Source organism: Blastococcus sp. DSM 46786 (assembly GCF_900109665.1).
In the GTDB taxonomy this organism is placed as follows: domain Bacteria; phylum Actinomycetota; class Actinomycetes; order Mycobacteriales; family Geodermatophilaceae; genus Blastococcus; species Blastococcus carthaginiensis.
Genome location: NZ_FOAO01000010.1, coordinates 39,463 through 58,256 on the forward strand (window position 1 = coordinate 39,463; position 18,794 = coordinate 58,256).

Below are 18,794 nucleotides of genomic sequence, written 5' to 3' on the forward strand. Positions count from 1 at the left end.
GCCGGGCGGGGACGGGCGATCATCGGGGCATGAGGCGGGAGGCGAGCATCCTGCACCTGGACCTCGACGCCTTCTTCGCCGCCGTGGAACAGCGCGACAAGCCCTCGCTGCGCGGCCGGCCGGTGGTCGTCGGCGGCGTGGGTGGCCGGGGCGTCGTCGCCACCGCGTCCTACGAGGCGCGGGCCTACGGGGCGCGGTCGGCGATGTCCACCGCGGAGGCGCGCCGGCGATGCCCGGCGGGCACGGCGTTCCTCGGTGGCCGGTTCGCCGCCTACCGCCGCACCTCCGACGTCGTCATGGACCTGCTGCGCGAGCTCTCCCCGCTCGTGGAGCCCGTCTCGATCGACGAGGCCTACGTCGACCTCGCCGCCGGCCCCGGCCATGACCTCTCGATTTCCGGTGTGACAGAACTGGCCGAGGGGCTCAAGGAGCGGATCGCGAGCGCCACCGGAGGGGTCACCGGGTCGGTCGGCGTCGGCAGCTCGAAGCTGATGGCCAAGATCGCCTCCGACCTGCAGAAGCCCGACGGCCTCGTCGTCGTCCCGCCGGGCGGTGAGCTCGACCTGCTGCACCCGTTGCCGGTCACCCGGCTCGGCGGCGTCGGGCCGGCGACGGCGGAGCGGCTGCACCAGGTCGGGGTGCGGACCGTCGGGGACCTGGCCGCCAAGTCGCTGCCCGACCTCGTGGCGCTGGCCGGCCGCGCGCACGGCGCCGGGCTGCACGCCGTGGCCCGCGCCGAGGACGACCGCGCCGTCGTCCCCGACCGGGAGGTGAAGTCGGTGTCGCACGAGGAGACGTTCGAGCGGGACCTCACCGACCTCGTCGTGCTGAACCGGGAGATCGACTCGATGGCGGCCCGGGTCGGGGCGAGGCTGCGCACCTCCGCGATCTCGGGCCGCACCGTCACGCTCAAGCTGCGCCGCTACGACTTCACGACGATCACCCGCTCCCAGACGCTGCCGCAGCCCACCGACGACCCCCGGCTGATCGCCGCCACGGCCCGCCGGCTGCTCACCGAGGCGGGCACCGGCGGGGGGTTGCGCCTGCTGGGGGTCGGGGTCTCCGGGCTCTCGCTCTACGCGCAGGGTGACCTCTTCACGGCCGACGACGAGGAGCCGGACGAGACCGCGGCACCCGAGCCGGAGACGACCGCGGAGCCGCCGCAGCCGGTGGAGAAGCGCTGGTGGCCGGGGCAGGACGTGCGGCACGAGGAGCACGGGCCGGGCTGGGTGTGGGGCCGCGGGCTCGGCCGGGTGACCGTGCGTTTCGAGGGCCCGTTGACGCCGCCCGGCCCGGTGCGCACGCTGGCCGCCGACGACCCGGCGCTGCAGCCCGGCGACCCACCCGACTGGAGGACCCCTTCATGACCACCACGGCGACGCGCTCCTGGTGGGGCTGGGGGACGACCGACCAGGCACTCCCCGACGACGAGTGCGCTGCGCTCGCCGCGCTCCTCCCGGGGCTGCCCGCGCGCCCGCGGCCGGTGCCGGACGTGCGGGATCTCGTGCTCCCGCCGACCCGGATCGCCCCGCCGTCGACCCTGCCGGTGACCACCGATCCGGCGGCGCGCGCCGCCCGCGCCTTCGGCAAGGCCTACCGCGACGTCGTCCGGGCGCTGTCGGGGAACCTCGCCGGCGCACCGGACGCCGTCGCCCGGCCCGCTACCGAGGCCGAGGTCGTCGACCTGCTCGACTGGGCCGCCGCCTCGGACGTCGTCGTGGTGCCCGTGGGTGGCGGCAGCTCGGTGGTGGGCGGGGTGGAGTACCGCGGCGACCGACCCTGGCTCGCGCTGGAGCTGACCGCGCTGGACCGCGTGCTGGAGGTCGACCCGGTGAGCCGGGCCGCGCGGATCCAGGGCGGCGCGCTCGGGCCGGTGCTCGAGGCGCAGCTGCGGCCGCACGGCCTGACGCTGCGGCACTTCCCGCAGAGCTTCGAGTTCTCCACGCTCGGCGGCTGGCTGGCCACCCGGGCCGGCGGCCACTACGCGACCCTGCACACCCACGTCGACGACCTGGTGGAGTCGCTGCGGGTGGTCACGCCGGTGGGCATCAGCGATTCGTGGCGGCTGCCCGGCTCGGGCGCCGGCCCCTCGCCCGACCGGCTCTTCCTCGGCTCGGAGGGCACGCTCGGCGTCCTCACCGAGGCCTGGATGCGGCTGCAGGACCGGCCCCGCTGGAAGGCCTCGGCGTCGGCGACGTTCACCGGGGCCACGGCCGCGTTCGAGGCCGTCCGCGCGATCGCGCAGGCCGGGCTGCACCCGGCGAACTGCCGGCTGCTGGACCCCGGCGAGGCGGCGCTGGCCGGCGCCGCGTCGGGAGAGTGGGTGCTGGTCCTCGGCGTGGAGTCCGCGGCGCACCCGGTGGCGGGCCGGCTGGCCGAGCTGACGGACCTGGCGCGCGCGCACGGGGGCCGGGTCGCCGACGCCGCGGGGGCGGGCGATGCGGCCGCGGACGCCTGGCGCAGCAGCTTCCTGCGCATGCCGTACGTCCGCGACGGGCTGGCCCGGATGAGCGCGCTCGTGGAGACCTTCGAGACGGCGTGCACCTGGGACCGCCTCGAGGAGCTGTACGCGACCGTGCGCACCGAGGTGGGGGACGCCGTGGCGCGGGTGACCGGTGCACCCGGGCTCGTCAACTGCCGGCTCACCCACGTCTACCCCGACGGCGCCGCGCCGTACTTCACCGTGCTCGCCGCCGGGCGTCCCGGCGCAGAGGTGGCGATGTGGGACGAGGTGAAGGCGGCGGCCTCCGAGGTGCTGGGGCGCCTCGGGGCGACGATCACCCACCACCACGCGGTCGGCCGGGACCACCGCCCCGGGTACGACCGGCAGCGCCCGGAGCCCTTCGCCGTCGCGCTGCGCGCGACCAAGTCCGCGCTCGACCCGGCCGGGGTGCTCAACCCGGGGGTGCTGCTCGACGAACTGCCTGCCGGCCGCTGAGCGCACCGGGCCGTCCGCCCTGTAGAACGGCTGCATGGCCGAACGCCCCGAACCCAGCGCCTGGACCCGCATGACGCAGGAGGACCCCGAGCACTCGGCCGCCTACGTGCAGCGGTTCCGCACGCTCGCGGAGCAGGGGATGGACCTGGTGGGGGAGGCGCGGCTGGTCGACGCGATGCTGCCGCGCGGATCGCGGGTGCTGGACGCCGGCTGCGGGCCCGGCCGGGTCGGCGCCCACCTGCACGAGGTCGGTCACCGGGTGGTGGGCGTCGACGTCGACCCGGTGCTGATCGCGGCGGCCGAGGAGGACCACCCCGGCCCGCGGTGGCTCGTCGGCGACCTCGCCGAGCTGGACCTCCCGGCGCGGGGCATCGACGAGCCCTTCGACGCGATCGTCAGCGCCGGCAACGTGATGGCGTTCCTCGCACCCTCCACCCGGGGCGCCGTGCTGCGCCGGCTGCGCGCCCACATCGCGTCGGACGGCCGGGCGGTCATCGGTTTCGGCGCCGACCGCGGCTACGACTTCGACGAGTTCCTGGACGACGCGCGCGCGGCGGGCTGGGCCCCGGACCTGCTGCTTGCCACCTGGGACCTGCGGCCGTTCACCCCCGGCGCGGACTTCCTGGTGGCGGTGCTGCGCCCCGCCTGAGCAGCCCAGAGCACCGTGCGGCCCGCCAGGGTCATCGGCGGACCGCACGGCACGCCCGGCGTTCGGATCCCGAGTGCTCCGCGGATGGGCGCTCAGAGGCGGCCGTTGGCACGCAGCAGGAGCAGCGCCTGCACCGTCCGGTGGCCGCGCCACTCGAGCACGGCCGCCGGGGACCAGCTGTCGAAGTCGACCGTCCAGCCGCCGTCGGCCTGCTGACCCGCGGCGAGCCGGTCGAGCTCGGCGACCACGACCGCCGGGGCGAACAGGGACCTGGCCGGCCCACCGGGCAGCGGAGCGAAGTCGAGCGGGCGCATGTGCTCGTCCGGCGCACCCCCGGCCACGTGCAGCAGCCCGTCCTCCGGCACGTGCGGCCGCAGGCGCTCCACCAGGTCCGCGGCGTCCGGCCGGACCACGGCGGCGGCGTCGAGGAACCGCACCGCGAACGCCAGCTCCATGGCGTGCGCGCTGCCGTCGAGCGCACTGATGGCGTCCAGGCAGTAGCCGGTCGCCCGGGCCAGCCACGGGTGCCCGGCCACGGCAGGGTCGGCGGCGGCGACCAGGTGTGCCGTCGCGGCGACGACGGCGGTGATCTGCAGCGAGGACCGGGTGGGGTCGGCCCCGGCCCAGAACGGGGCGCACGCGGCCGGATCGGGCACCGGCAGCGCGAAGGGCAGGCCGCCGTCGGGCAGGGTCGCCGCCGCCAGCCAGTCGCAGAGCTCGAGGGCGCGGCCCGTCGTGGCGGGGGCGACGTCGGCGAACACCTCCAGCGCGTGCAGCGCCCCACCCGGCTGGCTGGTGGCCGAGCGCAGGTCGGGCTCCAGCCCCCACCCGTAGCCACCGTCGGCGTTCCGGTAGCCGTCGACGGCGGCGAGCACCGGTTCCGGCGTCCCCCCGCTGAACAGCAGCTCGAAGCGGCGGCGGTCGAGGACGCGCCCGGCCGTGGCGAGGAAGTCGGCGGCAGCGGTGAGGTCGACGGTCACCGTGCCAGCCTTCCCCACCTGGCCGACGGTGTCAGCGGGGCAGCCACCGGGGTCGCGTGCCCGGCGGCAGCAGCGCCCCGGTCGTGAACGGGGGTGCCCCCGGCGGGCCGACCACGGTCACCGGCCCGGCCGGGGACGGCAGCTCGACCAGCCACGGGCCGGGATCGGGCGGGTTGCCCGGCGGCTCGTGCCCGGGTCCGGTTCCCAGCAGCCAGTGCGCGGTGGCGGCGAGCGAGAGCTCCGCGCACCAGCCGCCGCCCTCGTCCTGCTGGCGACCGATCAGCCCCAGGACGGCGGCCGCCGCCAGGTGACCGGTCGCGTGGTCGAGCGCCTGCACCGGCAGCGCACCGGGGGCCTCGTCGCCCCCGTACAACGCGGCGATGCCGGTCGCCGCCTGCACCAGCGAGTCGAACCCCCGGCGGCTCCCCCACGGGCCGCGGGTGCCCCACGCCGACAGCCGGGCCACCACCAGGTGCGGGTACCGCTCGGCCAGCGAGCCGGGGTCCAGGCCGTGGGCGTCCAGCGCGCCCGGCCGGTAGCCCTGGACGACGACGTCGGCCGCGGCCACCAGCTCCTCCACCCGCGCGCGGTCGTGCCGGTCGGCCAGGTCGAGCAGCACGTGCCGCTTCCCCGCGCCGGTGTCGTCCAGCAGGGCGGGGTCGTCGGGCGCCTGCGGGGCGTCGATCCGCAGGACGTCGGCCCCCTGCGCCGCCAGCGCCCGGGTGGCCACCGGGCCGGCGATGACCCGGGTCAGATCGAGCACCCGGAGCCCGCGCAGCCCGACCCTGCGCCCCGGGTGCGCGGCGGTGCGGGCCACGGCCACGAGGGGGCGCTCGCGCACCGCCGCGGCCTGGGGGAGCGCCGCCCAGGCCGCGGCGCCACGGACGGCCGCCGCCGCCCCGCCGGCCGCGACGACCGCCGTCTCCAGCTCCTCGGCGCGCCACCCGAGCGCCGCCGACGCGACGTCCTCCCCCAGCACCGCCGTCGCGGCGGCGCGGTGTCGCGGGTAGTTGCCGTGCAGCCGGACCCAGCCATCGGCGGTGCGCCAGAACCGCGACAGCGGGGCGAACCCGCCGCCGGCTGGTTTCCCGTGAAACCTCACGTGCCGCTCACCGGCGAAGGACGCGGCCACGTGCCCGGCATCGAGGGAGAGCGGCCCGGGCGAAGCGTCCTCGAGCGCCCGGGCGGCGAGCAGCTGCGCAGCGACCGCGCCGACCGCCAGGCCCGGGACGTCGAGGGCGCCGCCCAGCCCCGTCCGCGCGCGCAGCACCGGCGCACCGACGTCCCAGGTGGCGCCGACCGCCGTCCGCACCTCGTCGACCAGCCCGGCCGCACCCGGGGGGAGCGTCACGCCGGCCCGGCAGGCTGCGGGCGGGGCGCGACACCGAGCGCGATGGTCAGCTCCAGCACTGCCTGCGGTTCCTCCAGCCCGGGGCCGTAGAGCTCGCGCAGCTGGGTCATCCGGTAGCGCACCGTCTGGGGGTGCACGTACAGGGCGGCGGCCACCTGGTCGCGCCGGCCGTGGTGGAGCAGCCAGCAGCGCAGCGTCTCGGTGAGCTTCTCGCGCGCGGTCTCCCCCACCTCCTGCAGCGGGGCCAGCACCCGGGCCCTCAGGTCGGCCAGCGCCTCCTCGTCGGCGCGCAGGACCAGCTCCGCCAGCCGCGCATCGGTGTCCAGCGGCGCGTCGTCCTCCTCGGCCACGCCCAGCCGCAGCGCCCGGAGCGCCCGGCCGTACGAGGCCTGCGCGCCCCACCAGGGCCGGGCGGGCCCCACCACGGCACGGCGGCCCGCCAGCCCGCGCAGCAGCGCGCCGCGGGCGGCCCCGTCGGCGTCCGGCACCAGCAGCACCGCCAGCTCCCCCGGCGCGTCCAGCCCCGGCAGGTCCTCCGTCGCGACCAGGGTGCGCGGGTCCAGCGAGACCAGCGCGCCGCGCACCCTGCCCTCGGGCAGCAGCACGGCGGTCAGCGTGCGCGGCGGGGCCCACTCCGCCCGCTGCGCCATCTCGGCGAGCTCGGTGTGCGGGCTCCCGGTGAGCAGGCCGCGCGCCAACCGCTCGAGCAGCCGCTGGCGCGCCCGGCCGCTGGAGGCCAGCTCGTCGGCGTGCCCGGCGACGCTCGCCGCGGAGAGCCGGTCGATGTAGGCGAACACCAGCTCGGCGAACCGGGCCAGCGACATGGGGTCCAGGCCCGCGCGGACGGCGGTGGCGCTCATGTCCCGCCACGACACCCGCGCGCCGACCCGGTAGGCGGCCAGCAGGGCGTCCATCGACCGGCCGCTGCGCGCCTCGCCGCGACCCAGGGCGTAGGCGGCCTCGACGACGGGGCCGCCCGGGGTGCCGGCGTCCACGTTGCCCCCGTCGGCGGCCACCTGCAGGAACCCCCGGAGCGCCAGCTCGACCGCGGTGGAGATCTTCCGCCCCATCGGGCCGAGGAACGCATCGGCGTAGCTCGGGACGCCCACGATGATCTCCTCGACGGCCCGCTCGGCCACCGCCGGCAGGTCGGCGCGCATCGCCTCCGCCACCGCCTCCGGGAACGGTGCAGGGTCCACCGGCATCGCGCCTCCTTGTTCTCCGGGAACAGAACCTACCGCCCGATTCACGTCCCGGGCACAGGTATTTGGTCGCCGGCCTGGGAAAGCTCTAGAGCATGACCGCAACAGCTCCGCGCCCCGCCGCGGCCCGCCCGCCGGCACGGAAGGCGCTGCGCGACCGCGTGTTCAAGTTCGCCGAGCTGGTGACCACCCCGCTGCTCCCGGTCGACTACCTCGACCTCTTCGACCCGCTCCGCTCCGGGGCGGCGTTGCGCGGCCGGATCGAGGCCGTCCACCGGGAGACCCGGGACGCCGCCTCGATCGTGATCCGCCCCGGCCGCGACTGGCTGCCGTACGTCCCCGGCCAGTACGTGCGCATCGGCATCGACATCGACGGGGTGCGCCAGTGGCGCGCCTACTCGATCACCTCGGTGCTCGACCGCGCCGACGGCTGCTTCACGATCACCGTGAAGGCCATCCCGAGCGGCAAGGTCAGCAACCACCTGGTGCACCGGGCGAAGCCCGGCACGATCATCCAGCTCGACCAGGCCACCGGTGAGTTCTGCCTGCCCGAGCAGGTGCCGGCCAAGGCGCTGTTCGTCACCGCCGGCTCCGGCATCACGCCGGTCATGGGCATCCTGCGCAACTCCGTCGACCAGCTGGCCGACACCGTCCTGGTGCACTCCGCGCCCACTGCCGAGGACGTCGTCTTCGGCGAGGAGCTCCGGCGCATGGCGGCCGAGGGCCGGATCCGGCTGATCGAGCAGCACACCGACAGCGCCGGGATGCTCGACGCCCGCTCCATCGCCGAGCTGGTGCCCGACCTGCACGAGCGCGCCACCTGGGCCTGCGGCCCGGTCGGCATGCTCGAGGCGCTCGAGGAGCACTGGGCGTCGGTGGGGATCGCCGACCGGCTGTACACCGAGCGCTTCCGGCCGCGGGTCCTGGTCACCGGCGAGGGCGGCACGGTCGCCTTCACGAAGAACGGCACGACCGTCGAGGCCGACGGCGCCACGCCGATCCTCGACGCCGCCGAGGAGGCCGGGGTCCTCATGCCCAGCGGCTGCCGGATGGGCATCTGCTACGGCTGCGTGCTGCCCCTGCGCGAGGGCGCCGTCCGCGACCTGCGCAACGGCGAGATCACCACCGCCGAGGACGTCGGCGACGGCGTCCTCATCCAGACCTGCGTCAGCGCCGCCGCCGGCGCCTGCGCCATCGACCACTGATCCAGCCCCCAGACAGAGGAGCGCCGACGATGACCGTTCTGCAGAAGAAGCCCGACAACCCGATCGAGCACCTGTCCCCCGAGGACATCGAGCTCATCGGCAAGGAGCTCGACACCATCCGCCAGGAGGTGCGCGACAGCCTCGGCGAGGACGACGCGAAGTACATCCGCACGGTCATCGACGTGCAGCGCAAGCTGGAGCTCGGCAGCCGCGCCGTCCTGCTGTTCTCGAAGTTCCCGCCCGCGTGGCTGATCGGGACGGCCGGCCTGTCGGTCGCCAAGATCCTCGAGAACATGGAGATCGGGCACAACATCCTGCACGGCCAGTGGGACTGGATGCGCGACCCGAAGATCCACTCCACGACGTGGGAGTGGGACATGGCCAGCCCCGCCGAGCAGTGGAAGCACTCGCACAACGAGCTGCACCACACGTACACGAACGTGATCGGCAAGGACAACGACCTCGGCTACGGCATCATGCGCGTCGACGAGGACCAGAAGTGGCACCCGATGTACCTGGCGCAGCCGGTCTGGAACTTCATCAACGCCTGCTTCTTCGAGTACGGGATCGCCGCCTACGACCTGGAGCTCGGCAAGAACCTGGCCACCAAGAAGCGTCGCAACGACCCCAAGTTCCGCGCCGCCGCCAAGCAGGTGCTGAAGAAGATCCGCAACCAGGCCGCCAAGGACTACGTCGTCCACCCGCTGCTGTCGGGTCCGTCGTTCCTGCCCACCCTGGCCGCGAACTTCACCGCCAACGTGGTGCGCAACCTCTGGTCGCACTCGGTGATCATGTGCGGCCACTTCCCCGAGGGCGTCGAGACGTTCGAGAAGACGTCCATCGACGGCGAGACCCGCGGCGAGTGGTACGTCCGGCAGATGCTGGGCTCGGCCAACATCTCCGGTAGCAAGGCGATGCACCTGATGACCGGGAACCTGTCGCACCAGGTGGAGCACCACCTGTTCCCCGACATCCCGAGCAACCGGTACGCCGAGATCGCCCCGCGGGTGAAGGACATCTTCGACCGGTACGGCCTGACCTACCACTCCGCGCCGCTGTACAAGCAGGTCGGCAGTGCGTGGCACAAGGTGATCCGGCTGTCGCTGCCCAACGGCTGGCTGGCCGAGACCACGCCGAAGAACGCGCCGGCGCAGGTCGTCAAGCTGGTCCGCATGACCACCGGTGGCAAGAAGGTCCGCCGCGAGCTCATGCGCGCCGCCGCCTGACCGCCGCACCGCGTTGAACCTGAGAGGCCCAGAACCATGTTGGTTCTGGGCCTCTCAGGTTCACAGCTTGGCACTTCCCAGCTGCTTGCGCTATTTCAGGTACCTCATGCCTTCGCCATCGCGCGTCAAGCGATTGAGACATCGGCCGCTCGGCCACATCTCGACCGACACGGCGAGCGCGAGTCCCTCGATGGTCAGTCGTGTGTAGACATTGTCAGGAAGCAGTGCGCGCGTGACCGGGACGAACTCCAGGAGCTCGTAGTCTGCAGTGGGCTGGAGTTGGTCCGCGGTGGCGGTCATCGAGACGACTTCCACCTGACCTAGATCACGCTCGTCGCCCCCGGCGGCCCGGGCTCGGTCCAACGCGAGACGGACAGGCGACGTCCGCGACCCCTTCCGGCGGAGGTGGCCTCGGATCCTCGCCGCAAGGTCCTTTCCCTCCCCGACGTAAAACACGTTGGGCCAGAGGACGATGCGGTAGACGCCCGGCCCCGCGACGAGCTCAGGGCTCAGCTCGTACCGACGGAAGCGCGGATTCCACGAGATTCGGTGGCGCACCTCGAACGTCAACCGCGCGTCGATGCCGACCACTTCGACGCATCGCACCGATTCTCCGGGCGCACTGCCGCCCGAGTCGTCCTCGCGAGCCTCCAAGTCAGTTCGCCATGTCGACGAAGCGGCTGTAGTGGCCCTGGAAGGCGACGGTGACGTTGGCGGTCGGGCCGTTGCGGTGCTTGACCAGCATGATGTCGGCCTCACCGGCCCGCGGGGATTCCTTTTCGTACATATCTTCTCTGTGAATCATCATGACCATATCCGCATCTTGTTCGATCGAGCCGGATTCGCGAAGGTCGGACAACATCGGCTTCTTGTCCTGCCGTTGTTCCGAACCGCGATTCAGCTGACTCATAGCAATGACCGGAACTTCCAGTTCTTTCGCCAGCAGCTTCAGCGCACGGGAGAACTCCGAGACCTCCTGCTGGCGGCTCTCGACGCGCTTGCCCGAGGTCATCAGCTGGAGGTAGTCGATGACCACGAGCTTGAGGTCGTTGCGCTGCTTGAGGCGCCGCGCCTTGGCTCGGATCTCCATCATCGTCATGTTCGGCGAGTCGTCGATGTACAGCGGGGCGTCGGCCACCTCGCCCATGCGGCGGGCGAGCTTCGCCCAGTCCTCGTCCGAGAGCGTGCCGGCGCGCATGTGGTGCAGCGGCACCTTGGCCTCGGCCGAGAGCAGACGCATGGTGATCTCGTGCTTGCTCATCTCGAGCGAGAAGATCACCGCGGGCATCTGGTGCTTCACGGTGGCCGAGCGCGCGATGTCCAGGCCCAGGGTCGAGTTGTGCGTCGGGATGAAGCTGCGGCCCGCGAGGAACAGGGAGTCCGCAGCATCGACCTGGATGCACCGCACGGGCACGCTGGCCACCGGCCGGACGTCGGTGATGAAACGGACACCACGGGCGGTGAACGTGCGTGCGCCCCGCTCCTTGTGCAGGAGCTTCTTCCGTTCGAGCGCGAACACCTCGTCGTCGGTGCTGAAGGTGAGCGTGTAGCAGGTCGACGACGCCTCGGACCGACCACGCACCCGCTTGGTGCTGAACTTCACCCGGTGGCCGAGGCCCGCGACGAGTTCACGGGCGTCCTCGGCCAACCGCCGGTTGGTGACGGCGAACTGGACGGCCCCGCTCGGTGTGACGGTGCCGTCGGTGTCGAGCAGGCCGGCCAGCAGCGCCCGTCGCTGGGGGACGGACGCCCGGAGGTACGACGTCGGGATGTGCTTGTCGCCGAGCACGCCCAGGGTGCGCAGGAGGCCCTTCACGGTGCCGTGCTCGTCGCGGCAGCCCTGGCACTGCGCCAGGCCGCTCGAGGGGCGACCGCAGTCGGGACACGTGGCCTGGATGCCCACGCCGCCGCTGGCGCGCAGTCGACCGCCGCACGTCTTGCCGCAGGTCTGCACCTGCGACGTGCGCGGCAGGAAGAGCTCGCCGCACATCGGGCAGCTCCGCATCTCTGCGGAGACCCGCGCCGGCAGCCGCAACGAGTACCGACGGTCAGCCCCGGTCGGCTGGGCCACGAGCCCCTCGGCCTCGATGTAGACGGCGATCTCCGGGTCCGCGCTGGTGAACTGCGCTGCCGCGGAGGTGCCGTCTCCCAGCCACACGCCGAGGGCGTACGGCGGGATGGGGAGATCGGCCGGCGACAGGTCCAGGGGCCGGCAGTTGCGCACCGAGTGGTTGAGACGGGCGTCCTTCGTCGCGCATCGGACGGTGCGCGCGATCTCCTCGGTCGTCCGCACCTCCGCGAACGTGCGCTGGTTGCGGTAGCCGTTGTAGCCGGTTGCCGCCGCCTGGGCCGACTTCCGGCTGGCCCGGGTGTCGGTGAGCCACTGGTGCTCGGCGTCGGCCACGATCACCGAGCCGTCGGAGAAGTGGACCTCGTAGCAGGGGCGCCCGTCCATGACCTCGGTCGCCGCGACGACCGTCGTCGGGCGCCCGTCGGACCCCATGACCTGGTCGCCGACGCGGACCTCGCCCATGGTGGTCCACCCCGATGGCGTGGCGATGAGGGTGTCGAGCGCCAGAGCCTTGCCCACACCGGGCCGCGCCGCGATGACGACCATCTGACCGGCCTGCAGGCCGTTGGTCAGCTCGTCGAGATCGCGGATCCCGGTGGGGACGCCGCGGGCGGTGCCACCGCGGGAGGCAATCGCGTCCAGCTCGTCCATCGTCGGCTGGAGCACGTCCTCGAGGCGCGAGTAGTCCTCGCTCATGCGCTTCTCGGTGACGTCGTAGATCTCCTGCTGGGCGCGGTCGACGATGTCGTCGACGTCGCCCTTGCCGCCGGCCGCACCGTAGCCGAGCTGCACCACCCGGGTGCCGGCCTCCACCAGGCGCCGCAGCACCGCCTGCTCGGCGACGATCGCGGCGTAGTAGCCCGCGTTGGCCGCCGTGGGCGTGGACTGGATGAGCGTGTGCAGGTAGACCGCGCCGCCCATCTTGGACAGCTGGTCGGTCCGGTTGAGCTCCGCGGCGACGGTGATCGCGTCCGCCGGCTCACCCCGCCCGTAGAGGTCCAGGATGCAGTCGAAAATCACCTGGTGCGCCGGCCGGTAGAAGTCGTTGCCGTGCAAGACCTCCACGACGTCGGCGATCGCGTCCTTGCTCAGCAGCATGCCGCCGAGCACCGACTGCTCCGCCGCGACGTCCTGAGGCGGCTGCCGGTCGTACTCCGGCGCCGTCACGGACGGTCGGCTGAACTCGTCGGCCACCGCCACGGGGGTACCTCCATCTCCTTGCGGGCGCGCCCGCATCACCACCGCGCGCAGGGGAAGTACGCGAGCTCGGCGGACGGCGCCTTGCCGAACACCTGTTCGGCTCCTGCCTACCGGAGGGGACCGACATTCGCGTCGTCTGCTCGGTGGCGGAGAGGACGTTAGGAAGCTCAGCGGGCCGCGTCCACCACCGGTGTGCACACCGATCTGCACAACTTGTGGACAAGTCGGTGGACGGAGGCGTGTCGACATGTGGACGAGTCGGGGGACAGCCACCGCACGTCGTGCGGACCACCGCGGCTGACCTGCACGGACTCCTCCCACGGGGTGTGGACGGAGAAAACTTCGGAAGAAACTTCCGGGCGACGCACCACGAGTCACAGCGGTCCGCCGTCGGTCGCCGACGGTGGTGGTTCGGCGGAGTGGAGGCCGCGATCGGGCAGCCCGGCGGGTCGGCGTCACGCGGTCGCGCATGGAGACCGCGGGGCGCGGCGCGGCCCCTCAGCGGGCCTGGGCGACGCGGAGAGTGCTCCACCCGTCTGCGGGGGGCCCGGCACCGCCCGCACGGCGGCAGGAGGAACCACGAGGCGCAGCGGCCGGCCTGGGGCAGGGGGAGCGACAGGGCCCAGCGACCGGCCCGGGGATCGGAGGGCCGGGACAGCGGCCGGCGGCCGGCCCGGAGACGCCACGAGGGGCGCCGGACTCGCGTCCGACGCCCCTCGTGAGCACGGCCCCGTCCCGAGGCTCACCCCGAGCGTGCGAGGGGTGAGGAGGACGGGGGCCTTCGATCAGCCTGCGACGACCTCGATGGTCAGCTGGGCGGTGACCTCCGGGTGCACCCGCACCGTGACGGTGTGCTGGCCCGTGGTCTTGATGCTGCTGGGCAGCTCGATCCGGCGACGGTCGAGCTCCGGGCCGCCGGCAGCCGTGACGGCCGCGGCGACGTCGGCGGTGGTGACCCGGCCGAACAGACGACCGCCGTCACCGGCGCGGGCCGGCACCTGGACGGTCAGCCCGGACACGCGGCCGGCGAGGGTCTGCGCCTCCTCGTGCGAGGCCACCTCGCGGGCGGCACGCGCCCGGCGCAGCGACTCGACCTGCTTCTGCGCGCCCCGGGTGGCGACGATCGCCAGCCCGCGCGGCAGGAGGTAGTTGCGGCCGTAGCCGCCCTTGACCTCCACGGTGTCGCCGGAGGACCCGAGACCGGTGACCTCCTGCGTCAGGATCAGCTTCATCGTGCTCATGATCAGCGCGCCGTCGAGGTGTAGGGCAGCAGGGCCATCTCACGGCTGTTCTTCACGGCCGTGGCGACGTCCCGCTGGTGCTGGCTGCAGTTGCCGCTGACGCGGCGGGCACGGATCTTGCCGCGGTCGGAGATGAACTTCCGCAGCAGGGTCGTGTCCTTGTAGTCGACGTAGGTCGCCTTGTCCTTGCAGAACTGGCAGACCTTCTTCTTGGGCTTGCGAACAGGGGGCTTGGGCACTGATATCTCCAGTGAGGGAAGTGCGTGGGTGACCTGGGGTGGCCCTCCTGCAGAGGCCCACGCCGAGCGAAGCGAGGCGTGGGGGGCAGGAGGGTCCTCTTAGAAGGGCGGCTCGTCCGACGGGCCGGCGGGAGTCGACCACGGGTCGCTCGCGCCACCGCCGCCGCCGCCGCCACCGCCACCGAAGCCGCCGCCACCCTCACCGCGCGAGGCGCGGGTGACCTTGGCCGTGGCGTAGCGCAGCGAGGGGCCGATCTCGTCGACCTCGAGCTCGACGACGGTGCGCTTCTCGCCCTCCTTCGTCTCGAAGGAGCGCTGCTTCAGGCGACCGCTGACGATTACCCGCGAGCCACGCGTCAGCGACTCGGCCACGTTCTCCGCGGCCTGCCGCCAGACGTTGCAGCGGAGGAACAGCGCCTCGCCGTCCTTCCACTCCTGCGACTGGCGGTCGAAGGTCCGCGGCGTGGAGGCCACGGTGAAGTTCGCGACGGCAGCGCCCGACGGCGTGAAGCGCAGCTCCGGATCGGCGGTCAGGTTACCGATGACGGTGATGACGGTCTCGCCGGCCATGGTCAGTGGACCTCGGGCCGCATCAGCTTCGTGCGCAGCACCGACTCGTTGAGGTTCAGCTGCCGGTCGAGCTCGGCCACCGCGGCGGGCTCGGCCTGGATGTCGACGACGGCGTAGATGCCCTCGACGTGCTTCTTGATCTCGTAGGCCATGCGGCGACGGCCCCAGATCTCGGTCTTGACGGTGCCACCGGAGTTGGTGACGACGGTCAGGAACCGCTCGAGCGAGGGCGCGATCGTGCGCTCCTCCAGGTCGGGGTCGAGAATGACCATCAGTTCGTAGTGACGCACGGAGAACCCCACCTCCTCTGGTCTTCGCGGCTGCAGGGAATCTGCAGCAGGAGGGTCGTACACGCGTCGCGCGCCCCGGCAGGAGCCGGAACGCGCGAACCCAGGCTACCAGCGGCCGGGACCGGCGGGCCAGGCGCTGCCCGGACGGGGGAAGGACCCCACCCCTCGCAGGCCCGCGACGGGACCCTGGGCGGGCGCCGCGCTCAGCGGGACCCGCGGGCCGCCTGCGCGGTGCGGACCAGGGCTGCGGTGACCGCGGCCAGCGCGACGACGGCGGCCAGCGCCGCGACGGGCAGGGTGACCGGCCGCGCCCCGGTGGCGGAGACGACCTGGCCGGCGTCCTCGCCGCCCGGAGCCGGCGTGCTCAGGCCGGCGAGCTGGCCGAACTCGGGGACGGCGGCGCCGTCGTAGGTCCCCGTCACGCCGCCCGAGCCGCCGCCGTCGGCGCTGCTGCCCGTCAGGCCGGGGAGCACGAAGCGGGACGGGTCGAACGCCGCCGCCGCGGCCCGCGCCCCGGGGAGGAGCTGCGCGGCCCCACCGGACCCGGTCTCGTAGGTGTACTGGTCGCCCGGCACGTCCTGCGGCGCGGGGCCGGCCTGGGCCGGGGGCTGCGCGGTCGTCGGCGGCTGCGGGGCCTCCGGCGCCGGTGCGGGCGGCGGGGTGGCCGAGGGCGGGGTGGCCGGCAGCGTCACCGGTGGCAGCTGGGGCAGGTTGACCCCGGGCACGTTCGGCAGCGGCAGGAGCGTGTTCACCACGAGGGGCTGCGGCCGGGGGAGGGGTGGCAGGAGCGCGGTGGTGGCGTCGATCAGCGGCTGGGTGAGCGCCGCACCGGACGTCATCGAGTAGGTGAAGGTCAGCCAGCAGCCGGTGACGCAGCTGCGGTCGAACCGCTCGGTGACGCTCGCGCCGGGGGCCAGCGTCCGCTGCCCCGACGGGACGGTGAGGGTGACCTCGGTGCTGGCCGTGACGCTGACCAGCGAGGGCAGCAGCCCACCACCCCCGACCTGGAGCGTCCTGTCCTGGAGCTCGTTGACGAAGGTGACCGCGCCGCCCTCGTCGATCGACACGATCAGCTGGGTGAGGTCGCGGATCGGCACGGTCGCCGTCGGGGCGGCGCTCGCGGCAGGGGTCGCCGTCACCGACGCCGCGGTGATGCCGAGCCAGCCCAGGAGGGCGACGGCGACGCCCCGGCGGGCCGAGCGTCGGATGCGACCCGTTGCCATGTTCTGCTACCTCCACGTCGACGTCACAGCTGTACCGGCGAGTAACCCCCGTCACAGCCTCAACGATGATGTGACCTCGGCGATACGGGCACACCTGGAAATCGTCGACGAACCGGAGATCAGCATGGGCAGTCACCCGATCGGCGTACACGTGGGTGCCGGCCTCACCGACGACGGCGAGCCCGACCGCGGCGGCCCGCTGGCGCGGGCGGCCGAGGTGGACGCCGACGCCGTGCAGGTCTTCCTCGCCGACCCCCAGGGTTGGAAGGCCCCGCGACCCCGGCCCGACGCCGCGGAGCTGCGCGGCTCCGGCGTCGCCGTCTACGTCCACGCCCCCTACGTCCTGAACGTGGCGACGACGAACAACCGCATCCGCATCCCCAGCCGCAAGCTGCTGGGCGCGCACGCCGGGGCCGCGGCGGACGTGGGGGCCCGGGGCCTGGTGGTGCACGGCGGGCACGTCCTGGCCGGCGACGACCCGGCGGTCGGCGTGGACAACTGGCGCAAGACCTTCGCCCGCCAGGCCGAGCAGGGCGGCTTCCCCGTGCCCGTCCTCGTCGAGAACACGGCGGGCGGCGGCAACGCGATGGCCCGCGACCTCGACGCGCTCGGCCGGCTGTGGGACGCGATCGGCGAGTTCGGCGCCGGCTTCGTGCTGGACACCTGCCACGGCTGGGCCGCCGGCTGGGACCTGGGCGCCGTCGTCGACGCCGTCCGGGCCATCACCGGCCGGATCGACCTGGTGCACCTCAACAACAGCCGCGACCCCGCGGGCTCGGGGCGCGACCGGCACGCACCCCTGGCCGGTGGCGAGATGCCCGCCGGGCTGCTGGTGGAGGTGGCGCGGGCCGCCGGCTGCCCCGTCGTCCTGGAGACGCCGGGGGACGCCGCGAGCCACGCGGCGGAGATCGCGCTGCTACGCGAGGCGATCGGCTGACCGGCGGAGCGCCCACCGGTCGGGGGCGTGTTCCAGGGGCCCGCCGGCCGGGTCGTCCACGCCCCGCCAGCTGGTGCGCACGACGTCGCGGTCGGGGTCCAGCACGTCCCGCACCACCAGGGCCATCAGGACGACGACAGCGGCGTCGCGGAGCGTCACGGCCAGGAAGAACCACTCGACGTCGACGCCGCGGTTCTCGGTGCCCAGGTACCAGAGCAGGCGCGGCACCCACAGCAGCGCCTCGGTGGCCTGCCAGGCCAGCAGCGAGCGCCACCGCGGCCGGGCGAGCACCGCCAGCGGGAGCAGCCACAGCGAGTACTGCGGGCTCCACACCTTGTTGGTGAGCAGGAAGACGGCGACCAGCAGGAAGGCGATCTGGGCGAGGCGCGGCCGGACGGGTGCGGCCAGCGTCAGCCAGGCCACCGCGGCGAGCCCCGTCAGCAGCACGACGGCGACGGCGGCGTTGAGCACCGTGGGCGTCTGCCCCTCGGCCAGCGGCCCGTCCAGCCACCCGTTCCCGGCCACGTGCTGCGCGAGGTTCCAGAGCGAGTCGGGGTCGGCCGGCCGCGTGCGGTTGAGCGTGAAGAAGCGGGACCAGTTCTCCGGCGCCAGCACCGCGACGGGCACGTCGACCGCGGCCCAGGCGAGCGCCGCCGCCGCCGCGGTCCGGGCCCAGAGGCGGAGCCGCCCGGCCCGCAGGCACAGCAGCAGGAGCGCGGCGAGCAGGAACGCCGGGTAGAGCTTGGCGGCGACGCCGAGACCCAGCAGCACGCCCGCGAGCACCGGGCGGTGGCGCGCCCACGCCCACATGCCCAGGGTGGCCAGGGCGACGGCGAGGAGGTCCCAGTTCGTGAAGGCGTGCACCACCAGCAGCGGGGACAGCCCGATCATCGCCGCGTCCCAGGGGCGGCGTCCGGCCAGGGCCAGGGTGGCCCGGACCACGAGCAGCGCGCAGACCGTCAGCAGCAGGCACGTCACGACGTAGTAGCTGAGCACCGGGGCGACCTCGGGGAGCGGGCCCGAGGCCGTCGCCACCCGGTCGTAGCCGGCGGAGACCGTGGCGGCCAGGGCCATGAAGGCCCCGGTGAGCACCGGGTACTCGACGGCGGAGTCCAGGTAGGGGACGGCGCCGTCGTCCAGGCCGTGCAGGCCGAACAGCGGCACCGTGTCCGAGTAGCAGAAGTGCGTGTACTGGACGGAACCCGCCCAGTCGCCGTCGGCGCACGGCGCCTGCTTCACCCACGCCACCGCCAGCGCCAGCGTGGCGAAGAGCAGGCACACCCGCAGCGGCGTCCAGAACAAGGCGCGGCCGGTGACGGCGAATCGGCCCCACGGTCCGCCGATGGCCTCGCTCGCCTGGCGGACCACCGGATCGGTCCAGGAGGGCACCACGCGGTCCGGGGCGGACGGCGGCTGCGTTCCACGTGGAACGCGCACGGGCCCGTCCGCGGTGGCGGACGGGCCCGTGGGCG

The 18,794-nt window shown here is 73.9% G+C and carries 17 protein-coding genes; 6 read left to right on the top strand and 11 right to left on the bottom strand.

The genetic code is table 11. The annotated features are described in order from the left end of the window. Positions 1-29: 29 nt before the first annotated feature. The 3 genes from BMW62_RS10660 to BMW62_RS10670 are packed head-to-tail and all read left to right on the top strand — an operon-like array spanning position 30 to position 3,587. Positions 30-1,367, top strand: a complete 1,338-nt coding sequence (locus BMW62_RS10660) for a DNA polymerase IV (protein ID WP_091930842.1) — start codon at positions 30-32, stop codon at positions 1,365-1,367. Then, the gene (locus tag BMW62_RS10665; protein WP_091930843.1) at positions 1,364-2,938 is read left to right on the top strand and encodes an FAD-binding oxidoreductase; all 1,575 of its coding nucleotides are present in this window, start codon (positions 1,364-1,366) and stop codon (positions 2,936-2,938) included. Before BMW62_RS10660 ends, BMW62_RS10665 begins: the two co-directional genes overlap by 4 nt. 34 nt (positions 2,939-2,972) lie before the next feature. Next, a complete protein-coding gene (locus BMW62_RS10670) occupies positions 2,973-3,587 on the top strand; it encodes a class I SAM-dependent methyltransferase (protein WP_211435083.1) in 615 nt (204 codons plus the stop codon). A gap of 92 nt (positions 3,588-3,679) precedes the next feature. Here the strand turns inward: BMW62_RS10670 and BMW62_RS10675 are convergent, their stop codons facing one another. From BMW62_RS10675 to BMW62_RS10685, 3 genes are read right to left on the bottom strand one after another with little or no spacing between them, the layout of a single operon-like run. Next, positions 3,680-4,585: a hypothetical protein gene (locus BMW62_RS10675; protein WP_244523959.1), complete on the bottom strand. Its 906-nt coding sequence runs from the start codon at positions 4,583-4,585 to the stop codon at positions 3,680-3,682. Positions 4,586-4,598: 13 nt separating this feature from the next. Further along, positions 4,599-5,918, bottom strand: coding sequence for a CoA transferase (locus BMW62_RS10680; protein WP_091930846.1), 1,320 nt, complete (start codon positions 5,916-5,918; stop codon positions 4,599-4,601). Further along, complete coding sequence (locus BMW62_RS10685; protein ID WP_091930847.1) at positions 5,915-7,123, bottom strand: PucR family transcriptional regulator; 1,209 nt, start codon at positions 7,121-7,123, stop codon at positions 5,915-5,917. Before BMW62_RS10685 ends, BMW62_RS10680 begins: the two co-directional genes overlap by 4 nt. A 92-nt stretch (positions 7,124-7,215) precedes the next feature. Between BMW62_RS10685 and BMW62_RS10690 the strand changes: the two genes are divergently transcribed. Further along, positions 7,216-8,325: a ferredoxin reductase gene (locus BMW62_RS10690; RefSeq protein WP_091930848.1), complete on the top strand. Its 1,110-nt coding sequence runs from the start codon at positions 7,216-7,218 to the stop codon at positions 8,323-8,325. Between the two features lie 29 nt (positions 8,326-8,354). Further along, positions 8,355-9,551 carry a fatty acid desaturase family protein gene (locus tag BMW62_RS10695; protein WP_091930849.1) on the top strand — a complete coding sequence of 399 codons (1,197 nt, stop codon included), beginning with the start codon at positions 8,355-8,357 and terminating at the stop codon, positions 9,549-9,551. Positions 9,552-9,641: 90 nt separating this feature from the next. On the opposite strand, the gene BMW62_RS10700 is transcribed toward BMW62_RS10695, so the two are convergent. The 7 genes from BMW62_RS10700 to BMW62_RS10730 all read right to left on the bottom strand — a co-directional run bounded on the left by BMW62_RS10700 (position 9,642) and on the right by BMW62_RS10730 (position 16,385). Beyond that, positions 9,642-10,142 carry a GIY-YIG nuclease family protein gene (locus tag BMW62_RS10700; protein WP_139206242.1) on the bottom strand — a complete coding sequence of 167 codons (501 nt, stop codon included), beginning with the start codon at positions 10,140-10,142 and terminating at the stop codon, positions 9,642-9,644. A 64-nt stretch (positions 10,143-10,206) separates the two neighbouring features. After that, a complete protein-coding gene (gene dnaB, locus BMW62_RS10705; protein ID WP_091930851.1) occupies positions 10,207-12,822 on the bottom strand; it encodes a replicative DNA helicase in 2,616 nt (871 codons plus the stop codon). A 785-nt stretch (positions 12,823-13,607) separates the two neighbouring features. Next, positions 13,608-14,054, bottom strand: a complete 447-nt coding sequence (gene rplI / locus BMW62_RS10710) for a 50S ribosomal protein L9 (protein WP_091930950.1) — start codon at positions 14,052-14,054, stop codon at positions 13,608-13,610. Between the two features lie 11 nt (positions 14,055-14,065). Beyond that, positions 14,066-14,302, bottom strand: coding sequence for a 30S ribosomal protein S18 (rpsR, locus tag BMW62_RS10715; RefSeq protein ID WP_014378671.1), 237 nt, complete (start codon positions 14,300-14,302; stop codon positions 14,066-14,068). Between the two features lie 99 nt (positions 14,303-14,401). After that, positions 14,402-14,872, bottom strand: coding sequence for a single-stranded DNA-binding protein (locus BMW62_RS10720; protein ID WP_091930852.1), 471 nt, complete (start codon positions 14,870-14,872; stop codon positions 14,402-14,404). A gap of 2 nt (positions 14,873-14,874) precedes the next feature. Continuing rightward, positions 14,875-15,162: a 30S ribosomal protein S6 gene (rpsF, locus tag BMW62_RS10725; protein WP_091930951.1), complete on the bottom strand. Its 288-nt coding sequence runs from the start codon at positions 15,160-15,162 to the stop codon at positions 14,875-14,877. Positions 15,163-15,365: 203 nt separating this feature from the next. Next, complete coding sequence (locus BMW62_RS10730) at positions 15,366-16,385, bottom strand: hypothetical protein (RefSeq protein ID WP_091930853.1); 1,020 nt, start codon at positions 16,383-16,385, stop codon at positions 15,366-15,368. Positions 16,386-16,509: 124 nt separating this feature from the next. On the opposite strand from BMW62_RS10730, the gene BMW62_RS10735 reads away from it, so the two are divergent. Further along, entirely contained in the window at positions 16,510-17,322 is an 813-nt protein-coding gene (locus BMW62_RS10735; protein WP_091930952.1) for a deoxyribonuclease IV, read from the top strand. On the opposite strand, the gene BMW62_RS10740 is transcribed toward BMW62_RS10735, so the two are convergent. Next, positions 17,302-18,711, bottom strand: a complete 1,410-nt coding sequence (locus BMW62_RS10740; protein WP_244523960.1) for a glycosyltransferase family 87 protein — start codon at positions 18,709-18,711, stop codon at positions 17,302-17,304. The genes BMW62_RS10735 and BMW62_RS10740 overlap by 21 nt on opposite strands. Between the last annotated feature and the right edge of the window lie 83 nt (positions 18,712-18,794).